Origin of the sequence: Shewanella frigidimarina NCIMB 400, assembly GCF_000014705.1 — a bacterium.
GTDB classification, from domain to species: domain Bacteria; phylum Pseudomonadota; class Gammaproteobacteria; order Enterobacterales; family Shewanellaceae; genus Shewanella; species Shewanella frigidimarina.
In genome coordinates, this window is sequence record NC_008345.1 from 3,650,271 (window position 1) to 3,666,259 (window position 15,989).

Below are 15,989 nucleotides of genomic sequence, written 5' to 3' on the forward strand. Positions count from 1 at the left end.
TATCTAGTTGCATTACCGTATTTGGCTGGTAATCTCTAACAGCGCCTCTTTAATGAATAAAGAGGGTTTATAAACAGCTAAAAGCAAAAGGAATTCAGCGATTAACACTGCAACGAACATGGATGAGCATGACGCTCCAATCAAACAAGCACGTTTGGCTAATCTTGACGCTATCAGAGGGCTTGGCGTATTAGGTATTTTCTTCCTTAATATCTATTTTATGGGCAATAGTTTTTTCGGTTACGCTCCTCATGAGGTTCAACCCACCAGCGACATTATCCTGCTCATTTTTAGCAATTTCTTCTTAGAAGGTCGTTTCTTTAGCCTATTTGCGATGATTTTTGGGGTGGGAATGTTAATCCAATACCAACGCCAGCAAATGAGAATGGACACTGCCACCACTAGCCAGCGGAATAAACGCATAAAATGCCGTCTGTATTGGTTAATTGCCTTTGGCGTAATACACGCTATTTTCATATTTCCTGGCGATATATTATTGTCTTATGGTGTCAGCGGATTATTGGCCTTTCGCTACATTAGCCTCAGTGCTGATGAGTTAATCCGTAAAGCTAAATGGTTTATCTTTTTATCATTAATCCCCATAGCACTTATTTCGCTCATGCCTGACGATCAAGTTTATTCACGAGATTCAGCATTCTTCATCGAGCAACTTGCTGCTTGGACTGGTAGCTACCAACAACAACTGACCCTGCACCTAACCATGTTTGCATACATGCTAGCGGTTATTCCATTAACGTTAATGTGGTATATCACCGGCCTAATGCTTTTAGGGATGGCGTTATATAAACGCAATATCTTTGTTGATGGATTGGATAATAAAACCCTGTGGCAATGTGTATTTTGGGCCATCACATTAGCATCATTAGATTCGATTTTAAGTCTAAGCGGCAATCAGATGTTGGAGTCGATGTCAGATCTTTTATTGTGGTTCAGCGCTATTGCGACGGCTTTGATTTACATCCACATTATCGTCAAATTTTGCCAAAATACGCCACATAGACTAAAACTACTGCAAAACGTCGGGCGGATGGCGTTTAGTTTGTACATTCTCCAGTCAATAGTCGGTATTTTACTGTTACGTTATATCGCACCAGACTGGCTGTACTCACTAGACAGGATAGGTTACGTCTCAATTGCGATTATCTACAGTGTATTTCAACTGTTGTTAGCGGATGTCTATTTACGCAAATTCAACCAAGGCCCATTAGAAAAGCTGTGGCGTGTGTTAGTCTCCCGCACAAGCTAATGAAAAATATACACTTAAAAGAAGAATCTATGCAACTACCATTGTGTGCAATGCTGATTGATCTCATCAGTATGACAAAATCAGTATGATAAAATTAATCTCACAGAGCAGGCACTAAAATGAATAAGTTTGCTTGGTTGATGTTGCTGCTCATTGGCGCTATTTTTGCCACTATCCAGCCCTGGTTAGCTGGGGTATATGGCCTAATTAATCTGGTCACTTTTAGTTTGTATTATCGTGACAAATCGGCCGCTAAACAGGGGCAATGGCGCATAAAAGAAAGCACCTTGCAGTTTTTTTCTTTAATTGGCGGCTGGCCAGCAGCGCTACTTGGCCAGTATCACTTACGTCATAAAACCCAAAAATCGTCTTTTAAACGGATATTGTGGTGTTGCATCGTACTCAACTCAGTTGGAGTCAGCTTATTGTGTTATCAGCAGTGGCATCCGTTATTCAATGCATACCGTTAAGCTGTTGGTTCAATTATCGCTTCAATCGTGTTGATGAGTATTAGCCCAGCAATTTTTACGCTAAACTAGTCGCACTATCTACCCAACAATTCGAGATCAATTATGCGTATGATTTTGGCCGTACTGGTCATTGCGGGCGTTATTTTTTATTTTTTCACTCAATCTAACAATTCTAAAGCCGCCAAAGAAAACATTGAGAAAGGTAAGATTTTTTTAGCTGAAAATGCCAAACGCGAAGGTGTAATCCAAACCTTATCTGGCCTGCAATATGAAGTGCTAGTTAAAAGTGAGAATACCGAACACCCTAGCGCAAAAAGCAAAGTTACCGTGCATTACCACGGCACACTCATTGACGGTAGCGTATTCGACAGCTCTGTTGATCGCGGCGAAACAATCAGCTTTGGCTTAAACCAAGTGATCGCCGGTTGGACCGAAGGTGTACAACTCATGAGTATTGGCGACAAATTCCGTTTTTATATTCCAAGCCAATTGGCTTACGGCAATCGCTCAACCGGTAAAATTGAAGGTGGTTCAGTACTGATTTTTGATGTTGAGTTATTTGAAATTAACTAATCAACAATGAATATCAGTTTAAGCAGAAAATGAAAAAGCCTCCATGTCGGAGGCTTTTTGCTATTGATTATCGGCTCTTGGTTATTTAAATGGGGCCTTTACTCCATAAACATCTGATTATCATGCTAGATAAAACGGATCATCAATAGACTTCGCTGGCGCTGTAAACCATTTAGGCCCTTGCGCGGTCATGTAAAAATGGTCTTCATGACGGATCCCAAATTCCCCAGGTACACATAACATTGGCTCGTTGCTAAAACACATACCAACAGCCAGTGGTGTAACATCATTACGCACCAAATACGGCCATTCATGAATATCTAAACCGATACCATGACCAGTACGATGAGGTAAACCTGGCACGTTATAGTCTGGGCCAAAGCCTGCGGCTTCTAACACGACACGAGCCGCTGCATCAACGTCACCACACAGGGTTCCTAAGGTAGCAGCATCAAACGCAGCAATTTGTGCATCTTGCTCAAGTTGCCATAATTGACGCTGACGAGCATTAGGCTCACCAAATACATAAGTGCGTGTAATATCAGAGTTATAGCCTTGTAACTGGCAACCGGTGTCAATCAATACCGTGTCATTTTTCTCAAGCGCTTTAGGTGATTTAACCCCATGCGGATAAGCAGTATCTTCACCAAATAGCACGATACAAAAATACGAACCTTTGGCTGCGCCCACGGCATAGTGAGCTTGGTTAATAAAGTCTTCCACTTCCGTAGTGGTGATGCCTTCACGTAAGATACTGGCGGTGGCTTTATGCACTTCAAGTGTCATGTCTTTAGCGCGTTGCATTAAGGCAATTTCGGCAACCGACTTAATCATCCGACATCCTGCCGTTACTGTTGTCGCACTTACAAATCGATGCTGTGGAGCTGCTTGGGCAATGCCATCGCTAATAAAAAAGGCGGTTGACTCATCAATACCGATTTTTGCTTGGCTCAAGCCGATGTTATCCAGCACATCGGCAAATAATTGATATGGGCTTTCATCTTCATGCCACGTATTTACTTGACCTTTAACGGTCATATAACCCTGTAACGTGTCGAGCTCAAATGCAGGTGCAATATACTGAACCTCACCCACAGCGGGGATAATAGCACCCACCATACGCTCGCTAGAAAACCAACGAGTACCAGTAAAGTAGTACAAATTAGTACCAGCATTCACATAGATTGCTTCTAAACCATGTTGCGCCATCAATCGTTGTGCATGTTGAATTCGTTGATTAAATTCATCATCACTTATCGCAGCTACACCGTGAGTCATATTAGTTAGTGTGGCTAATGCTTGTTGCGGGCTAACGCCGCCGACACCGATTGTCATAGGTTTTCCTTTGGTTATTTTTATTGTTATTTATCTAGAGTCTGTGGAAATCAAATCGTCTTACCTTGTTTAAATATACAAGGTAATCAATACCGACAAGGATACCGCCTGTATCGCTTTGTTACCATTGTATACAATATAAGTTTACAATTTTAAACTGCTTACTCCACATTATGTCAGCGACTTCACTTGCCAGTTTGCCGTCACGCTTGCGATAATCGCAGTTCATTCTACAGAGCTGAGTTCATCAGTCGCCTCCAACGGAGAAACCATGTTCAATATTATTGCTACGCGTCTTAACGCCATTCGCCAACAGCTTGAAGTAAACCACATAGACGCATTCATCATTCCCCGCGCTGACGAATATTTAGGTGAGTATGTCCCTGCTCGTAACGAGCGTTTACATTGGGCCACTGGCTTTACGGGGTCTGCAGGCATGGCAATCGTGTTAAAAGACCGCGCAGCAATATTTACCGACGGCCGTTACACAGTGCAAGTACGCCAACAAGTAGACGGTAACTTATTTGAATATTTAAGCCTGTATGACGACCCGCAAATTGACTGGTTAATTGATACATTACCTGCAGGCTCCAGCGTCGGCATCGACAGTCGCTTACATACCCTTGCTTGGTTTCAACAAACCAAAGCGCAATTTGATAAAGCCCAAATCAATTTAGTTGAAGTAGATAACAACCCGATTGATGTAAGTTGGTTAGACCGCCCAGCACCATCAGCATCCATCATGACTTTATTTAGCCACCAAGGTGCAGGACGTAATAGCGTCGAGAAACGTCAACAAATTGGTCAGCTGGTTAACAAGCAAGGCGCCGATGTTGCCCTTATTGCCGCATTAGATTCATGTTGTTGGTTACTGAATATCCGTGGTAATGACGTTCCACGCTTCCCCGTCATACTTGGCTGCGGATTATTATCGACCAATGGCGATATGACCTTTTTTACCGATTTAACTAAAGTGCCGCAAAATATTGAACAGCATGTAGGTGCTGGGGTGAGCTTTAAAGATGAAGCAGAACTGGCAACCGTATTAGCGCAAATGAATGGCGTTAAGCTATTGGCCGATCCACATTCTGCCAACGCCTATTCGCAGTTACTGGCACAAAAAGGTGGCGCTAAACTGATTGTGGGTACCGACCCTGTTGCATTACCTAAAGCACAAAAAAATAACGCCGAATTAGCTGGTATGCGAGCGTGTCATATTCGTGATGGCGCTGCCGTTAGCCGTTTTTTAGCCTGGTTAGACAGCCAAGTTGAACAAAACATTATGCACGATGAAGCACAACTGGCTGACAAATTAGAAAGCTTTAGATTACAAGATTCGCTATACCGCGAGCCAAGCTTTGACACTATTTCAGCCACTGGTGCCAATGCCGCTATGTGCCATTACAATCACAATAATGGCACCCCAAGCACAATGACCATGGACAGCATTTACTTGGTCGATTCTGGTGCGCAATACTTAGACGGCACCACTGATGTTACCCGCACCATCGCTATTGGCAAAGTGACCGATGAACAGAAGAAAATGGTCACCCTGGTATTAAAAGGCCACATAGCCCTTGATACCGCTCGCTTTCCTAAAGGCACCTCTGGTGTGCAACTCGATGCATTTGCTCGTCAGTATTTATGGCAGCATGGTTTTGATTATGACCACGGAACGGGCCATGGTGTCGGTCACTTTTTAAGTGTTCACGAAGGCCCTCAGCGCATTGGTAAAAACGTCAATGGCGTGGCATTACTACCAGGAATGGTATTGTCGAATGAGCCTGGTTATTACCGCGCCGATGGTTTTGGTATTCGCATCGAAAACCTAGTCACAGTGCAACATTGCCAAGCATTGGCAGGTGCAGAGCGTGAAATGTATGAGTTTGATGTATTAACCCATATTCCAATGGATGCACGCTTAATCGATAAGTCATTGTTAACTGATTTTGAAGTGAACTGGTTTAATCAATATCAGCAAAAAGTTCGTCAAACCTTAGCGCCATTAATGCAAGGTGACGAGTTAGCATGGCTCAATAAAGTGACTGTCGCGATTTAAGCGCCATCCAATTCAGCATAACGCGTTAGCATTTAATTTAGGGCTTTGGACCAATAACACGTCCAAAGCCCTTTTTGTTAAAGCACCATCAAGTGCAAACTAAGTCACCCAAAACGCTAGGGCACTATCTGCGCGGCAATACTTTTCCTCGCCATAACCAACATACTTATTGCCAGATTTGCGATGAATTGAGCATTCGAAAATGTCCTCTACCGAGCTTACTCTTAACGATTTACTGCTACTTCACCAATACGACTTCACCACTAATACTCAGCAATAGCAGCTTAGAATGACCAAAGTAGATCTTGAACTCGCGCCAGTTAATCGACCTACTCACAGCAAACACAATTATCCCTAAACAATGGTATTAAATTGCTATACCAAGGGCGGTAATCCGTTATAAGTGTTGAATACTCAAAGGCAGTGATTACAACAGCGAGTGACTTTTATGGTGAGATATACGAGCAATCTGTTTTTGGGGTGCGTTTTTTACCCATATAGCAAAAAATGTTAGCCGCTTCCTATTTCCACATTGTTGATTGTTGTAAACTCCGCGCCGACAAAGGCTGTGTTGGTAAGAGTAAATTTTACCAGACATGTGTATAACAAATTTGTTTATCACAATATTCGCAGGTCACTAACGCTATATGCGTCAAGTGGATCTCTCACCCAAGTATTTCTCGTTTGGGGCTCTACCTGCCATAGCCGTGTCGCCAATGAATGACCATTGGTTAACTCATCATTTAAGAGATCAAAAGGTATCATCACTATGAAGTCTGAACAGACTCTCTCTAACACTGCTGTTTCTGATTCATTTTTGGATCGCTATTTCAATATTTCTGCCCGAGGAAGTACCTTAAAACGTGAAGTCATTGCTGGCTTAACAACGTTTTTGGCTATGGTTTATTCGGTAATTGTAGTGCCAAACATGTTGGGCACTGCTGGGTTTGACCCTGCGGCGGTGTTTATCGCTACCTGTTTAATTGCCGCGTTTGGTTCGTTGCTCATGGGGCTATGGGCTAATTTACCTATGGCCATTGGTTGTGCAATTTCACTCACCGCATTTACTGCATTTAGCATGGTGCTAGGCCAGGGAATATCGATTCCTGTCACCCTTGGCGCTATTTTCCTAATGGGTATCGTGTTTACACTTGTGAGTGTCACAGGCATTCGTCAATGGGTACTCACTAACCTGCCAACCGGTATTGCTCACGGTACGGGTATTGGTATTGGTTTATTTTTACTGCTTATCGCAACTAACAGCGTTAAATTGATTGTTTCAAACGATGCCGGTTTACCGGTAAAGCTTGGTGATATTAATAGCTTACCGGTTATCGCTACAATTGTTGGTCTTGCTATGACGATAGGGCTTGAGCGCCGAGGCACACCAGGTGGCATATTGCTGGTAATCGTCGGGTTATCGATCTTTGGGTTAATATTTGATCCTAGCGTAACTTATCAAGGCCTATTTGCTTTGCCTGACTTGATGTCTGAAACATCGCTAATTGGTCAGCTCGATATTATGGGCGCACTCAATCCAGTGGTTCTGCCTATTGTGTTGGCGTTAGTGATGACCGCTATCTTCGATGCCACAGGCACAATTAGAGCGGTTGCAGGGCAAGCGGAACTTCTCGATGATAAAGACAATATTGTTGGTGGTGGTAAAGCACTGACATCAGACTCAGTCAGCAGTATTTTTGCAGGTGTGGTCGGCGGCGCCCCGGCGGCAGTTTATATTGAATCGGCTGCAGGAACCGCTGCGGGTGGCAAAACTGGCCTGACAGCGACCATCGTTGGCATACTATTTTTGATGATGATGTTCTTAGCGCCGTTAAGCTTTTTGGTACCGGCTTATGCTACTGCGCCAGCGCTGATGTATGTTGGATTACTGATGCTAAGCAACGTTACCAAACTTGATTTTGACGATAAAGTGGATGCTATGTCGGGCCTAACCTGCGCGGTATTCATCATTTTAAGCTGTAATATCGTTACCGGGATTATGCTTGGATTTGTTACCTTGGTTATTGGCCGCATATGCAGTGGCGAGTGGCGTAAACTGCGACTTGGGGTTATGTTAATCACCCTCGGTTTAGTCGCCTTTTACATGGGTGGCTGGGCGATTTAATTCGATTATAAACTCAATGTTAAGACCAGCCATCGAGGCTGGCCTTTTTGTTGTCGCCGGAAATATTGGCAACGACAATGCGATAATCTCCCGCCCCAAGATCTGAAAGATGGCAATCAAAGTCACGACAGCCGACATCGCTAACTTGTCGATTATTCAATAAATCATTTCAACCTCATTACTAACCACCAGCAGTGCCGTTATTACTCATTTATTAGACAAGGTTAAGTAGAGGTTGAACCGCTCTATTACTCTGAATTGATCTGCGTCAACGCAAAGCACGCCAAAAGGTTTTTAATAAAGTAATGGGCTAAATATTTGCAAGCATTTTGTCAGGATTGATTACTCAGTTTTACGTTGGATATGTGTTTGGTTGAGCTAATGCGTTGGTCTATTCTAGGCTTGTTGACACCTTTAAATAATAACGTCCGTATTTGATTTTTACTGATACTGGTCATCGCCAATCGCATGGTAAAACGGCTCCGCTAGTACTATAACTAATAGACCAATAACACTCGAATAGAACAATTAATTGGCTAACGTCCATAAATGGAGACTGACACTTAATCAAAGTCTAACGACGATGACAAGTCAGTAAGTCTTCTATTATTTACCTCTATGCACTTCAATCTGGTTATCGGAGATAATCGACAGAATATGATGGATAGAAAAAATGCCTCACCCAATTCAGGTACAGTTATAGCGATACGCGGTAGTGTCGTCGATATTCTGTTTGCTGAGCAACTCCCTCCTATTCGTTCCTTATTAACTACTGGGCACCAACATCAAATTTTAATCGAAGTTTTTTCGCAATTAGATGAACATCGAGTGCGCTGCATTGCGCTAACACCAACACAAGGGCTAGCAAGAGGCATGTTGGTAGAAGACAGCGGCGGCCCCTTATTGGCACCTGTAGGTAAAACCATTCTGTCGCGCATGTTTGATGTTTTTGGTAACGCCATTGATCGTAAGGCACCGCCAATAGGTACCCAATGGCGTTCAGTTCATAACGAACCGCCGGCCATCGCTCAACTGGCGACTAAATCCCAAGTATTCGAAACGGGTATCAAAATGATCGATGTGTTAATGCCGCTTGAGCGTGGTGGCAAAGCGGGGTTATTTGGTGGTGCTGGTGTGGGTAAAACGGTATTACTGACAGAAATGATCCACAACATGGTCGGCCAACATGCTGGTGTGAGTATTTTTTGCGGTATTGGTGAGCGTTGTCGTGAAGGCGAAGAGCTCTACCGTGAGATGAAAACCGCAGGCGTGTTGGATAACATGGTAATGGTGTTCGGCCAGATGAATGAACCACCTGGAGCACGCTTTCGCGTAGGCCATGCCGCATTGACCATGGCCGAATATTTTCGCGACGATGAACATCGCGATGTGCTGTTACTGATTGATAATATTTTCCGTTTTATTCAGGCGGGTATGGAAGTGTCCGGTTTAATGGGACAAATGCCAGCCCGTTTAGGATATCAACCAACCTTGGGCACCGAGTTGTCGCAACTCGAAGACCGTATCGCCAATACTGACAGCGGCGCGATTACATCCATTCAAGCGGTATATGTACCAGCAGATGATTTTACCGATCCCGCTGCGGTACATACCTTTTCGCATCTCTCGGCATCAATTGTACTATCGCGAAAACGGGCCAGTGAAGGCCTTTATCCAGCCATTGATCCGCTGCTATCTAATTCAAAAATGGCCACACCGAGCATTATCGGTCGAAGGCACTATGACTTGGCGCAGAAAATACGCAGCACACTGGCACAATACGCAGAACTTAAAGACATTATCGCCATGTTAGGCATGGAACAATTATCGCCAGCGGATCATAAGATTGTGGCGCGCGCTCGTCGTCTCGAACGCTTTTTTACCCAGCCTTTTTTTACTACCGAACAGTTCACCAGTATGCCCGGAAAGCTGGTGAGTCTTAATGATGCTCTGGATGGATGCGAACGAATTTTACACGATGAATTTAAAGACTATCCAGAGAGTGCCCTATATATGATTGGTTCAATTGATGAAGCTGTTAGCAAGTATCGCCCTAAGCTCGACAGAGTAAACAGTCAGTAGTCGTGGACAAGTAAACAGACAAACAAGGACCGGAATATGCAGTCTGCACACATGAACCTTAAAATTTTGCTGCCTTATAAGGTTTTTGCTGAGCAGAAAAATGTGGTGCGCATTGTCGCGGTTACGCATCAAGGTTCGTTTGGCATCTTGCCACATCGGCTTGACTGCGTGGCGTCACTGACAGCTGGGTTATTGGTGTTTGAGTACGATGGTGCTGATGAAGTGTACGTTGCTATTGATGAAGGTGTACTGGTTAAAACGGGCTTTGATGTACTGATTTCGGTGCGTAATGCCATAGGCGGTTTGGCGTTGAGCGAATTACATCAAGCCGTTGAGCAAGAATTTATGCACTTAGATGAACAAGAACAGCAATTGCGTTCGGTACTGATCAAGATGGAAAGTAATTTCATGCGACGCCTGACTGAGTTCCATCATGACAGAGTTTAGGGCCTATCGTTCTATCAAGATGAATGTTGCCTGAAGGGTTCGGCTTAACGCTTTAGTGTTTTTAAAAGCTGAATGGTTGTTGTTGAGTGTTGGCTATTGGCTTGAATGACAAGACGCCACACAGAGTTAGTGTCGCAATGTTATCTGAAGAGTTAGACCTTAGGACACATATTAAATATGGAAAACAACAGGCTCTCACTATGAATCATAAACCAGAGGAAAACATCACTCCGGAAAAGTCACATTCCGAACCGCCAAAGCCTGAAAAAGATAAGTCCAACAACGACAAGTTTAGCCAGCAAGTTGAAGACATGGCGACACGAAAACTGAAGGCGCAGCGACATATCAATAAAACCGTCTGGACCGGTTTTGGGATGATGGGGCTTATTGGTTGGTCGGTGGTAATCCCAACGGTGCTTGGTGCAGTACTCGGAATGTGGCTGGATAAACACTATCCTGGCGAACATTCCAGAACCTTAATGTTATTGATTATTGGGTTATGCCTGGGTTGTTTTAATGCTTGGCATTGGGTTGATAAAGAAGATAAGGAAATTCACCGAGGTGATGAACTCGATTGATTTTTTAGGCCACTTATTTGATGCAACTTATTGACGCAACTTATTTGATACAAAATTAGTTGGTAGCAAATGACTCAATAGAAAAGTACTTGATGGAAAAGTCATTATGGAAAACGTATTGGTAGACAACATATTTGTAGAGCTCACATTGGCATTACTGGCAGGTGCATTGCTAGGGGTCTTTTTTTTCGCCGGACTTTGGTGGACGGTTCGCCAGCTAAAATCGACTCAACATGTTGCGTTGTTATTTATCGCCAGTCTGTTATTTCGCTCCGCCATTGTGATCGCTGGCTTCTATTTTATCGCTGGCGACAATGGATACCATTTATTAGCCGGATTACTCGGATTTATGTTAGTGCGCCTCATGGCAACGCGATACACCCTGCAGGTAGAGCAGGCTCAACCGTTGAGAAAAACACTTATAGTCGATAAACAAGAAGACCGTTTATGAACCTTAGCCCCGACCAAATTATTTTCTGGCAAATGAGCTTTGTAAAGCTCAACGCAACCATTGTATTTACTTGGATAGTAATGATGTTATTGGTGATTGGCTCAATCCTGATTACCAGAAAGTTATCCAAGGATATGCAGCGTTCTCGCTGGCAAAATTTGCTGGAAGTGGTGGTCATTACCATTAGCAAACAGATTGAAGAGGTTGGTCTGAGTAATCCTCATAAATATCTTGGATTTCTCGGTTCGTTATTTTTGTTTATCGCCACCTCAGCTATCTGTACGGTGATCCCCGGCTTCGAACCGCCTACGGGTTCACTTTCCAGTACCGTAGCGCTGGCGCTATGTGTATTTGTAGCAGTACCTATGTTTGGTATAGAGAAGCAAGGCTTGCGCGGCTACCTCGCCTCCTACACAAAGCCTACTGTCATTATGTTGCCATTTAACCTTATCAGTGAAGTGTCGCGTACGCTGGCCTTAGCGGTGCGACTGTTTGGCAACATGATGAGTGGAGTGATGATCCTCGGTATTCTGTTGAGTATTACTCCCTTTTTGTTTCCTATTGTCATGACTCTGCTCGGTTTACTCACTGGCATGGTACAGGCCTACATCTTTTTTATTTTAGCAACCGTGTACATCGCTGCGGCGACTCGCATTCAACAACCGGAGCGCGAACTTGCGCAAGATGGCTCGGCCTCCACCGAGAAACAAGATACAAAAACGGGCTCTCAACAATGAACCAACACCTTGAATTGATTTAGGAGTGATTATGGACAGCATAACAATTATAGCAATGGTATCGATTATCACCGCAGGGTTTACCATCACCATCGGTGTTATTGGACCTTCACTCGGTGAAGGAAAGGCGGTAGCGACGGCTCTATCCTCTTTGGCCCAGCAGCCAGATGCATCAGCCACCATTACCCGCACACTGTTTGTTGGTTTGGCGATGATAGAATCAACCGCGATCTATTGTTTTGTGGTAACGATGATACTGCTATTTGCTAACCCTTTTTGGAATTACGTGATCGACCAAGCTGCGGGTATATAGGCTATGTTAATCGATTGGTTTACCGTATTTGCGCAAGTGATAAATTTTTTGGTACTCGTGTGGCTACTGAAGCGGTTTTTATATCGGCCCATTCTTGATTCCATCGATGCCCGTGAAAAACGAATTGCCGCAGAAATAGCAGACACTAAGGCTAAAAGAATTGAAGCAGAGCTTCAACGAGAAGAGTTTCAACAAAAAAATGCCGATTTTGAGCAACAAAAAACCACTCGTATAAATAAGCTAAAAGATGAAACAGAAGCCGAACGTGTTCGTTTATTTGAAGCTGTAAGACTGGAGTCACAAGACCTACGAAAAAAATTACAATTAGCGCTTAAAAACGAGCAACTCAATTTGCAAGTGGCAATCAGCCAACGCGCACGGGAAGAAATATTCTCGATAGCCCGTAAGGTACTTGGCGATCTTGCTGGAACCTCTCTAGAAGCAGCCATGACAGATATTTTCATTCACCGTTTGAATACCTTAAACGATGAGGAAATAGCCTCGCTACAATCAGCAATATCTCCAGCAATTAATGCCGCTGCACAACCTATTTTAATTCGAACCGCCTTTGCACTTCCAACACCGCAGTGCTCACTTATTGAAGCGGCTATTAAAAAAATATTGAGTCACGACATACCAATCCAATTTTCAATAGAGCCCGATGTCATCAGTGGAATTGAACTCAGTATCAAAGGGCAAAAAATCTCATGGAGTATTAACGAATACCTCAGTTCATTAGCAAAACGGGTTGACGAGTTACTGCAATCCCCTATGAATATTGAACAAGCTAACGATACTCACTCAACAACAAAGACAGACAGTCATGAAGCTAGCGCCTGATTTACTGCAAGCAACCTTTGAGCAGACATTTTCGATTCTGCAGCAAGCGCGACGGTCTTTTTCGCCACAACTGCAACCACGAGAAATAGGCACCATTACCAGTATTGCTACTGGCATAGCAAAAGTGTCAGGTTTACCTGGGGTCGGTTTTGAAGAAATACTGAAATTCCCCAGTGATATTTTTGGCATTGCCTTTAATGTTGATGAAGATGAAATAGGCGCGGTACTGCTTGGGGATTACTGGCATTTGCAGGCAGGTGATGAAGTCGAACGCTGTGGGCATCTAGTTGATGTGCCAGTGGGAGAAGGCCTGCTCGGCCGTATTATCAATCCTATCGGTGAGCCCTTAGATGGCAAAGGCAGACTGATTGCCAGTGCACGCTTACCCATTGAGCGTCCCTCTCCTGCAATTATGAATCGAGCACCTGTTAGTGTGCCTTTGCAAACCGGCATTAAAGTTATCGATGCGCTTATTCCTGTTGGCCTTGGGCAACGTGAATTAATCCTCGGTGATAGGCAAACGGGTAAAACCGCCATTGCCGTTGATACCATACTTAATCAGCGTGACAAAAATGTACTCTGCGTATATTGCGCGATTGGTCAGCGCGCCTCAGGTGTGGCAAAAGTGATTGCGACACTGCATGAACAAGGCGCCTTAGAATATACCGTTGTGGTGGTTACCGAAGGCAATGATCCTCCAGGCCTTGCTTATATTGCCCCTTATGCAGCGACCAGTATTGCAGAATACTTTATGCAGCAAGGCCGCAATGTATTAATTGTGTATGACGACCTGACCCACCATGCCAGAGCCTATCGAGAGTTATCTCTGCTGTTACGTCGGCCGCCCGGTCGTGAAGCTTTTCCCGGCGATATCTTTTACATCCATTCGCGATTGCTAGAGCGGGCAACTCACTTGAGCCCAAATTTAGGCGGAGGATCATTAACCGCGCTACCCATTATTGAAACCGAAGCGCAGGATATTTCCGCCTATATTCCGACAAATCTTATTTCAATTACCGATGGGCAAATATACCTTTCACCCTCGTTATTTGAATTGGGCGTACTGCCCGCTATCGACGTCGGGAAATCGGTTTCTCGTGTTGGCGGTAAGGCACAACGAGCCGCTTACCGAGCGGTGGCATCAAATCTCAAATTGGCTTATGCGCAGTTTGAAGAACTGGAAACATTTGCGAGTTTTGGCGCACGATTGGATGACAGCACACTAAAAACTATCGACCACGGCCGACGCATTCGTGCTTGCCTGAAACAAGCAGAGTCCACGCCTATTTCGATGATTGAGCAAATAGCAGTATTACTGGCATTAACCGCTAATCTATTTGATGAAGTCCCTTTAGATGTAATGAGCCAAGCCGAGCATGCAGTACGCGCGGCCACTGCCGATATCCCTGTTGAAATTACCGCAAGATTAGCAAGCACCGAAAAATTAACAGATGAAGATCGCGACGGGATTTTGCAGCCGGTCCGTGATGCACTTGCACCATTTATGCACAGTCAAAAGCGAAAGGAAATCACATGAGTGAAGGCGTTACCAGTCTACGTCACCAAATCACCAATGCGGAAGAACTTGACTCTGTAGTGCGAAGTATGAAAGCCATGGCGTCGTCTAATATCAGTCAATACGAAAACGCAGTTCGCTCGTTGGATGATTATTATCGTACCGTGCAACTTGGGTTAACAGCCTGTTTTCAGCAACATAAATCCACCCGTTCCATCGCTAAACAAGCGCAACCAGATAAAGCATCCATTGGTGTAATCGTATTTGGTTCTGACCAAGGCCTTGTCGGGCAATTCAATGAAGTCATGGTGGAGTTTGTCAGCAATTCATTAATGAAGTTGCCAGGCAATAAAACCCTATGGGCTGTAGGCGAACGTCTTCAGTCACGGCTAGCAGACACCAAGCTGACGCTGGAGCGAGGTTTTATGCTGCCAAATTCCATCAATACTGTTTCGACACTGGTGGGTAACATTTTGATAGAAATGGAAACGCAGAGAGAACAAGGCACTATTGATAAAGTATATCTTTTTCATCATCGTCCCCATTCTGGTTCAATATACACCCCAGTAAGCCAACAACTTTTACCGCTAGATCACCACTGGCAGCATAACCTTGCTAGCATTCATTGGCCGACCAATAACTTACCCGAGGTCATGCCCGAGCGGGAGCAAACGTTACGCGCTATGGTGCGCGAATATCTTTTTGTCAGTCTGTTTAGAGCTTGCGCAGAATCACTTGCCAGTGAAAATGCCAGTCGCTTGTCTGCAATGCAGCGGGCAGAAAAAAACATCGACGAGCTGCATGCAAGCCTTAAGCAAAAATTTCATAGCCTACGTCAAAGTGGTATCGATGCGGAATTGTTCGATGTCATCTCTGGATTTGGATCAATGGAATAAAAATAGGTTGAATATCAAGGAGCCGAATACTGCTTTGTTTTATTTCAGCTCTACGACTGTAATAATTTGAAGTGCTGCAACCCCCAACCCATACTGAAATGACTAACTAACCTGAACTAGGGATAACTAACTGAGAAAGCCAACCGGACTAAGGAAAGCATAAAATCATGGTGTTAACCAATCCAACGACTTTGTAGATTACTGGGTAACTAGAACGCCTTAGCTGATGGCAAGTTACAATTGGATACAGTGTCCTGATTACAACTGCAATATAGTGACCCCACTAACATTAAACAGACG

General features: G+C 44.1%; 15 protein-coding genes. 14 read left to right on the top strand and 1 reads right to left on the bottom strand.

Annotation, left to right across the window (positions count from 1 at the left end; all coding sequences use genetic code 11):
- Positions 1-118: 118 nt before the first annotated feature.
- From SFRI_RS15725 to bamJ, 3 genes are all read left to right on the top strand, one after another.
- Positions 119-1,267, top strand: a complete 1,149-nt coding sequence (locus SFRI_RS15725; protein ID WP_011638487.1) for a DUF418 domain-containing protein — start codon at positions 119-121, stop codon at positions 1,265-1,267.
- A 119-nt stretch (positions 1,268-1,386) separates the two neighbouring features.
- Positions 1,387-1,737: a DUF1294 domain-containing protein gene (locus SFRI_RS15730; RefSeq protein WP_011638488.1), complete on the top strand. Its 351-nt coding sequence runs from the start codon at positions 1,387-1,389 to the stop codon at positions 1,735-1,737.
- 102 nt (positions 1,738-1,839) lie between these two features.
- Positions 1,840-2,310, top strand: coding sequence for a BamJ family beta-barrel-assembly machinery protein (gene bamJ, locus SFRI_RS15735; protein ID WP_041413175.1), 471 nt, complete (start codon positions 1,840-1,842; stop codon positions 2,308-2,310).
- Positions 2,311-2,430: 120 nt separating this feature from the next.
- Here the strand turns inward: bamJ and SFRI_RS15740 are convergent, their stop codons facing one another.
- Complete coding sequence (locus SFRI_RS15740; RefSeq protein ID WP_011638490.1) at positions 2,431-3,645, bottom strand: M24 family metallopeptidase; 1,215 nt, start codon at positions 3,643-3,645, stop codon at positions 2,431-2,433.
- Between the two features lie 271 nt (positions 3,646-3,916).
- Between SFRI_RS15740 and SFRI_RS15745 the strand changes: the two genes are divergently transcribed.
- The 11 genes from SFRI_RS15745 to SFRI_RS15795 all read left to right on the top strand — a co-directional run bounded on the left by SFRI_RS15745 (position 3,917) and on the right by SFRI_RS15795 (position 15,689).
- On the top strand, positions 3,917-5,704 hold the full coding sequence (locus tag SFRI_RS15745; RefSeq protein ID WP_011638491.1) for an aminopeptidase P family protein: 1,788 nt from the start codon (positions 3,917-3,919) through the stop codon (positions 5,702-5,704).
- A gap of 769 nt (positions 5,705-6,473) precedes the next feature.
- The gene (locus SFRI_RS15750) at positions 6,474-7,829 is read left to right on the top strand and encodes an NCS2 family permease (protein WP_011638492.1); all 1,356 of its coding nucleotides are present in this window, start codon (positions 6,474-6,476) and stop codon (positions 7,827-7,829) included.
- Between the two features lie 657 nt (positions 7,830-8,486).
- On the top strand, positions 8,487-9,911 hold the full coding sequence (atpD, locus tag SFRI_RS15755; protein ID WP_041413177.1) for a F0F1 ATP synthase subunit beta: 1,425 nt from the start codon (positions 8,487-8,489) through the stop codon (positions 9,909-9,911).
- Between the two features lie 36 nt (positions 9,912-9,947).
- A complete protein-coding gene (locus tag SFRI_RS15760) occupies positions 9,948-10,358 on the top strand; it encodes a F0F1 ATP synthase subunit epsilon (protein ID WP_011638494.1) in 411 nt (136 codons plus the stop codon).
- Between the two features lie 200 nt (positions 10,359-10,558).
- Positions 10,559-10,936 (top strand): AtpZ/AtpI family protein, encoded by a 378-nt coding sequence (locus SFRI_RS15765; RefSeq protein WP_011638495.1) that lies wholly within the window; start codon positions 10,559-10,561, stop codon positions 10,934-10,936.
- A gap of 106 nt (positions 10,937-11,042) precedes the next feature.
- Entirely contained in the window at positions 11,043-11,387 is a 345-nt protein-coding gene (locus tag SFRI_RS15770) for an ATP synthase subunit I (RefSeq protein ID WP_011638496.1), read from the top strand.
- Positions 11,384-12,124: a F0F1 ATP synthase subunit A gene (locus SFRI_RS15775; protein ID WP_011638497.1), complete on the top strand. Its 741-nt coding sequence runs from the start codon at positions 11,384-11,386 to the stop codon at positions 12,122-12,124. Before SFRI_RS15770 ends, SFRI_RS15775 begins: the two co-directional genes overlap by 4 nt.
- Before the next feature lie 31 nt (positions 12,125-12,155).
- A complete protein-coding gene (locus SFRI_RS15780) occupies positions 12,156-12,437 on the top strand; it encodes a F0F1 ATP synthase subunit C (RefSeq protein ID WP_011638498.1) in 282 nt (93 codons plus the stop codon).
- 3 nt (positions 12,438-12,440) lie between these two features.
- Positions 12,441-13,277 (top strand): F0F1 ATP synthase subunit delta, encoded by an 837-nt coding sequence (locus tag SFRI_RS15785; protein ID WP_011638499.1) that lies wholly within the window; start codon positions 12,441-12,443, stop codon positions 13,275-13,277.
- A complete protein-coding gene (locus SFRI_RS15790; RefSeq protein WP_011638500.1) occupies positions 13,261-14,814 on the top strand; it encodes an alternate F1F0 ATPase, F1 subunit alpha in 1,554 nt (517 codons plus the stop codon). The genes SFRI_RS15785 and SFRI_RS15790 overlap by 17 nt, the downstream gene beginning before the upstream one ends.
- Positions 14,811-15,689, top strand: a complete 879-nt coding sequence (locus SFRI_RS15795; protein WP_011638501.1) for a F0F1 ATP synthase subunit gamma — start codon at positions 14,811-14,813, stop codon at positions 15,687-15,689. Before SFRI_RS15790 ends, SFRI_RS15795 begins: the two co-directional genes overlap by 4 nt.
- Positions 15,690-15,989: the final 300 nt, after the last annotated feature.

Coding starts and splice junctions, on each gene's coding strand:
- atpD (WP_041413177.1), top strand. CDS start 8,487: ATGATGGATAGAAAAAATGCCTCACCCAATTCAGGTACAGTTATAGCG.
- SFRI_RS15730 (WP_011638488.1), top strand. CDS start 1,387: ATGAATAAGTTTGCTTGGTTGATGTTGCTGCTCATTGGCGCTATTTTT.
- bamJ (WP_041413175.1), top strand. CDS start 1,840: ATGCGTATGATTTTGGCCGTACTGGTCATTGCGGGCGTTATTTTTTAT.
- SFRI_RS15760 (WP_011638494.1), top strand. CDS start 9,948: ATGCAGTCTGCACACATGAACCTTAAAATTTTGCTGCCTTATAAGGTT.
- SFRI_RS15740 (WP_011638490.1), bottom strand. CDS start 3,645: ATGACAATCGGTGTCGGCGGCGTTAGCCCGCAACAAGCATTAGCCACA.
- SFRI_RS15790 (WP_011638500.1), top strand. CDS start 13,261: ATGAAGCTAGCGCCTGATTTACTGCAAGCAACCTTTGAGCAGACATTT.
- SFRI_RS15795 (WP_011638501.1), top strand. CDS start 14,811: ATGAGTGAAGGCGTTACCAGTCTACGTCACCAAATCACCAATGCGGAA.
- SFRI_RS15750 (WP_011638492.1), top strand. CDS start 6,474: ATGAAGTCTGAACAGACTCTCTCTAACACTGCTGTTTCTGATTCATTT.
- SFRI_RS15745 (WP_011638491.1), top strand. CDS start 3,917: ATGTTCAATATTATTGCTACGCGTCTTAACGCCATTCGCCAACAGCTT.
- SFRI_RS15785 (WP_011638499.1), top strand. CDS start 12,441: ATGTTAATCGATTGGTTTACCGTATTTGCGCAAGTGATAAATTTTTTG.
- SFRI_RS15725 (WP_011638487.1), top strand. CDS start 119: ATGGATGAGCATGACGCTCCAATCAAACAAGCACGTTTGGCTAATCTT.
- SFRI_RS15780 (WP_011638498.1), top strand. CDS start 12,156: ATGGACAGCATAACAATTATAGCAATGGTATCGATTATCACCGCAGGG.
- SFRI_RS15770 (WP_011638496.1), top strand. CDS start 11,043: ATGGAAAACGTATTGGTAGACAACATATTTGTAGAGCTCACATTGGCA.
- SFRI_RS15765 (WP_011638495.1), top strand. CDS start 10,559: ATGAATCATAAACCAGAGGAAAACATCACTCCGGAAAAGTCACATTCC.
- SFRI_RS15775 (WP_011638497.1), top strand. CDS start 11,384: ATGAACCTTAGCCCCGACCAAATTATTTTCTGGCAAATGAGCTTTGTA.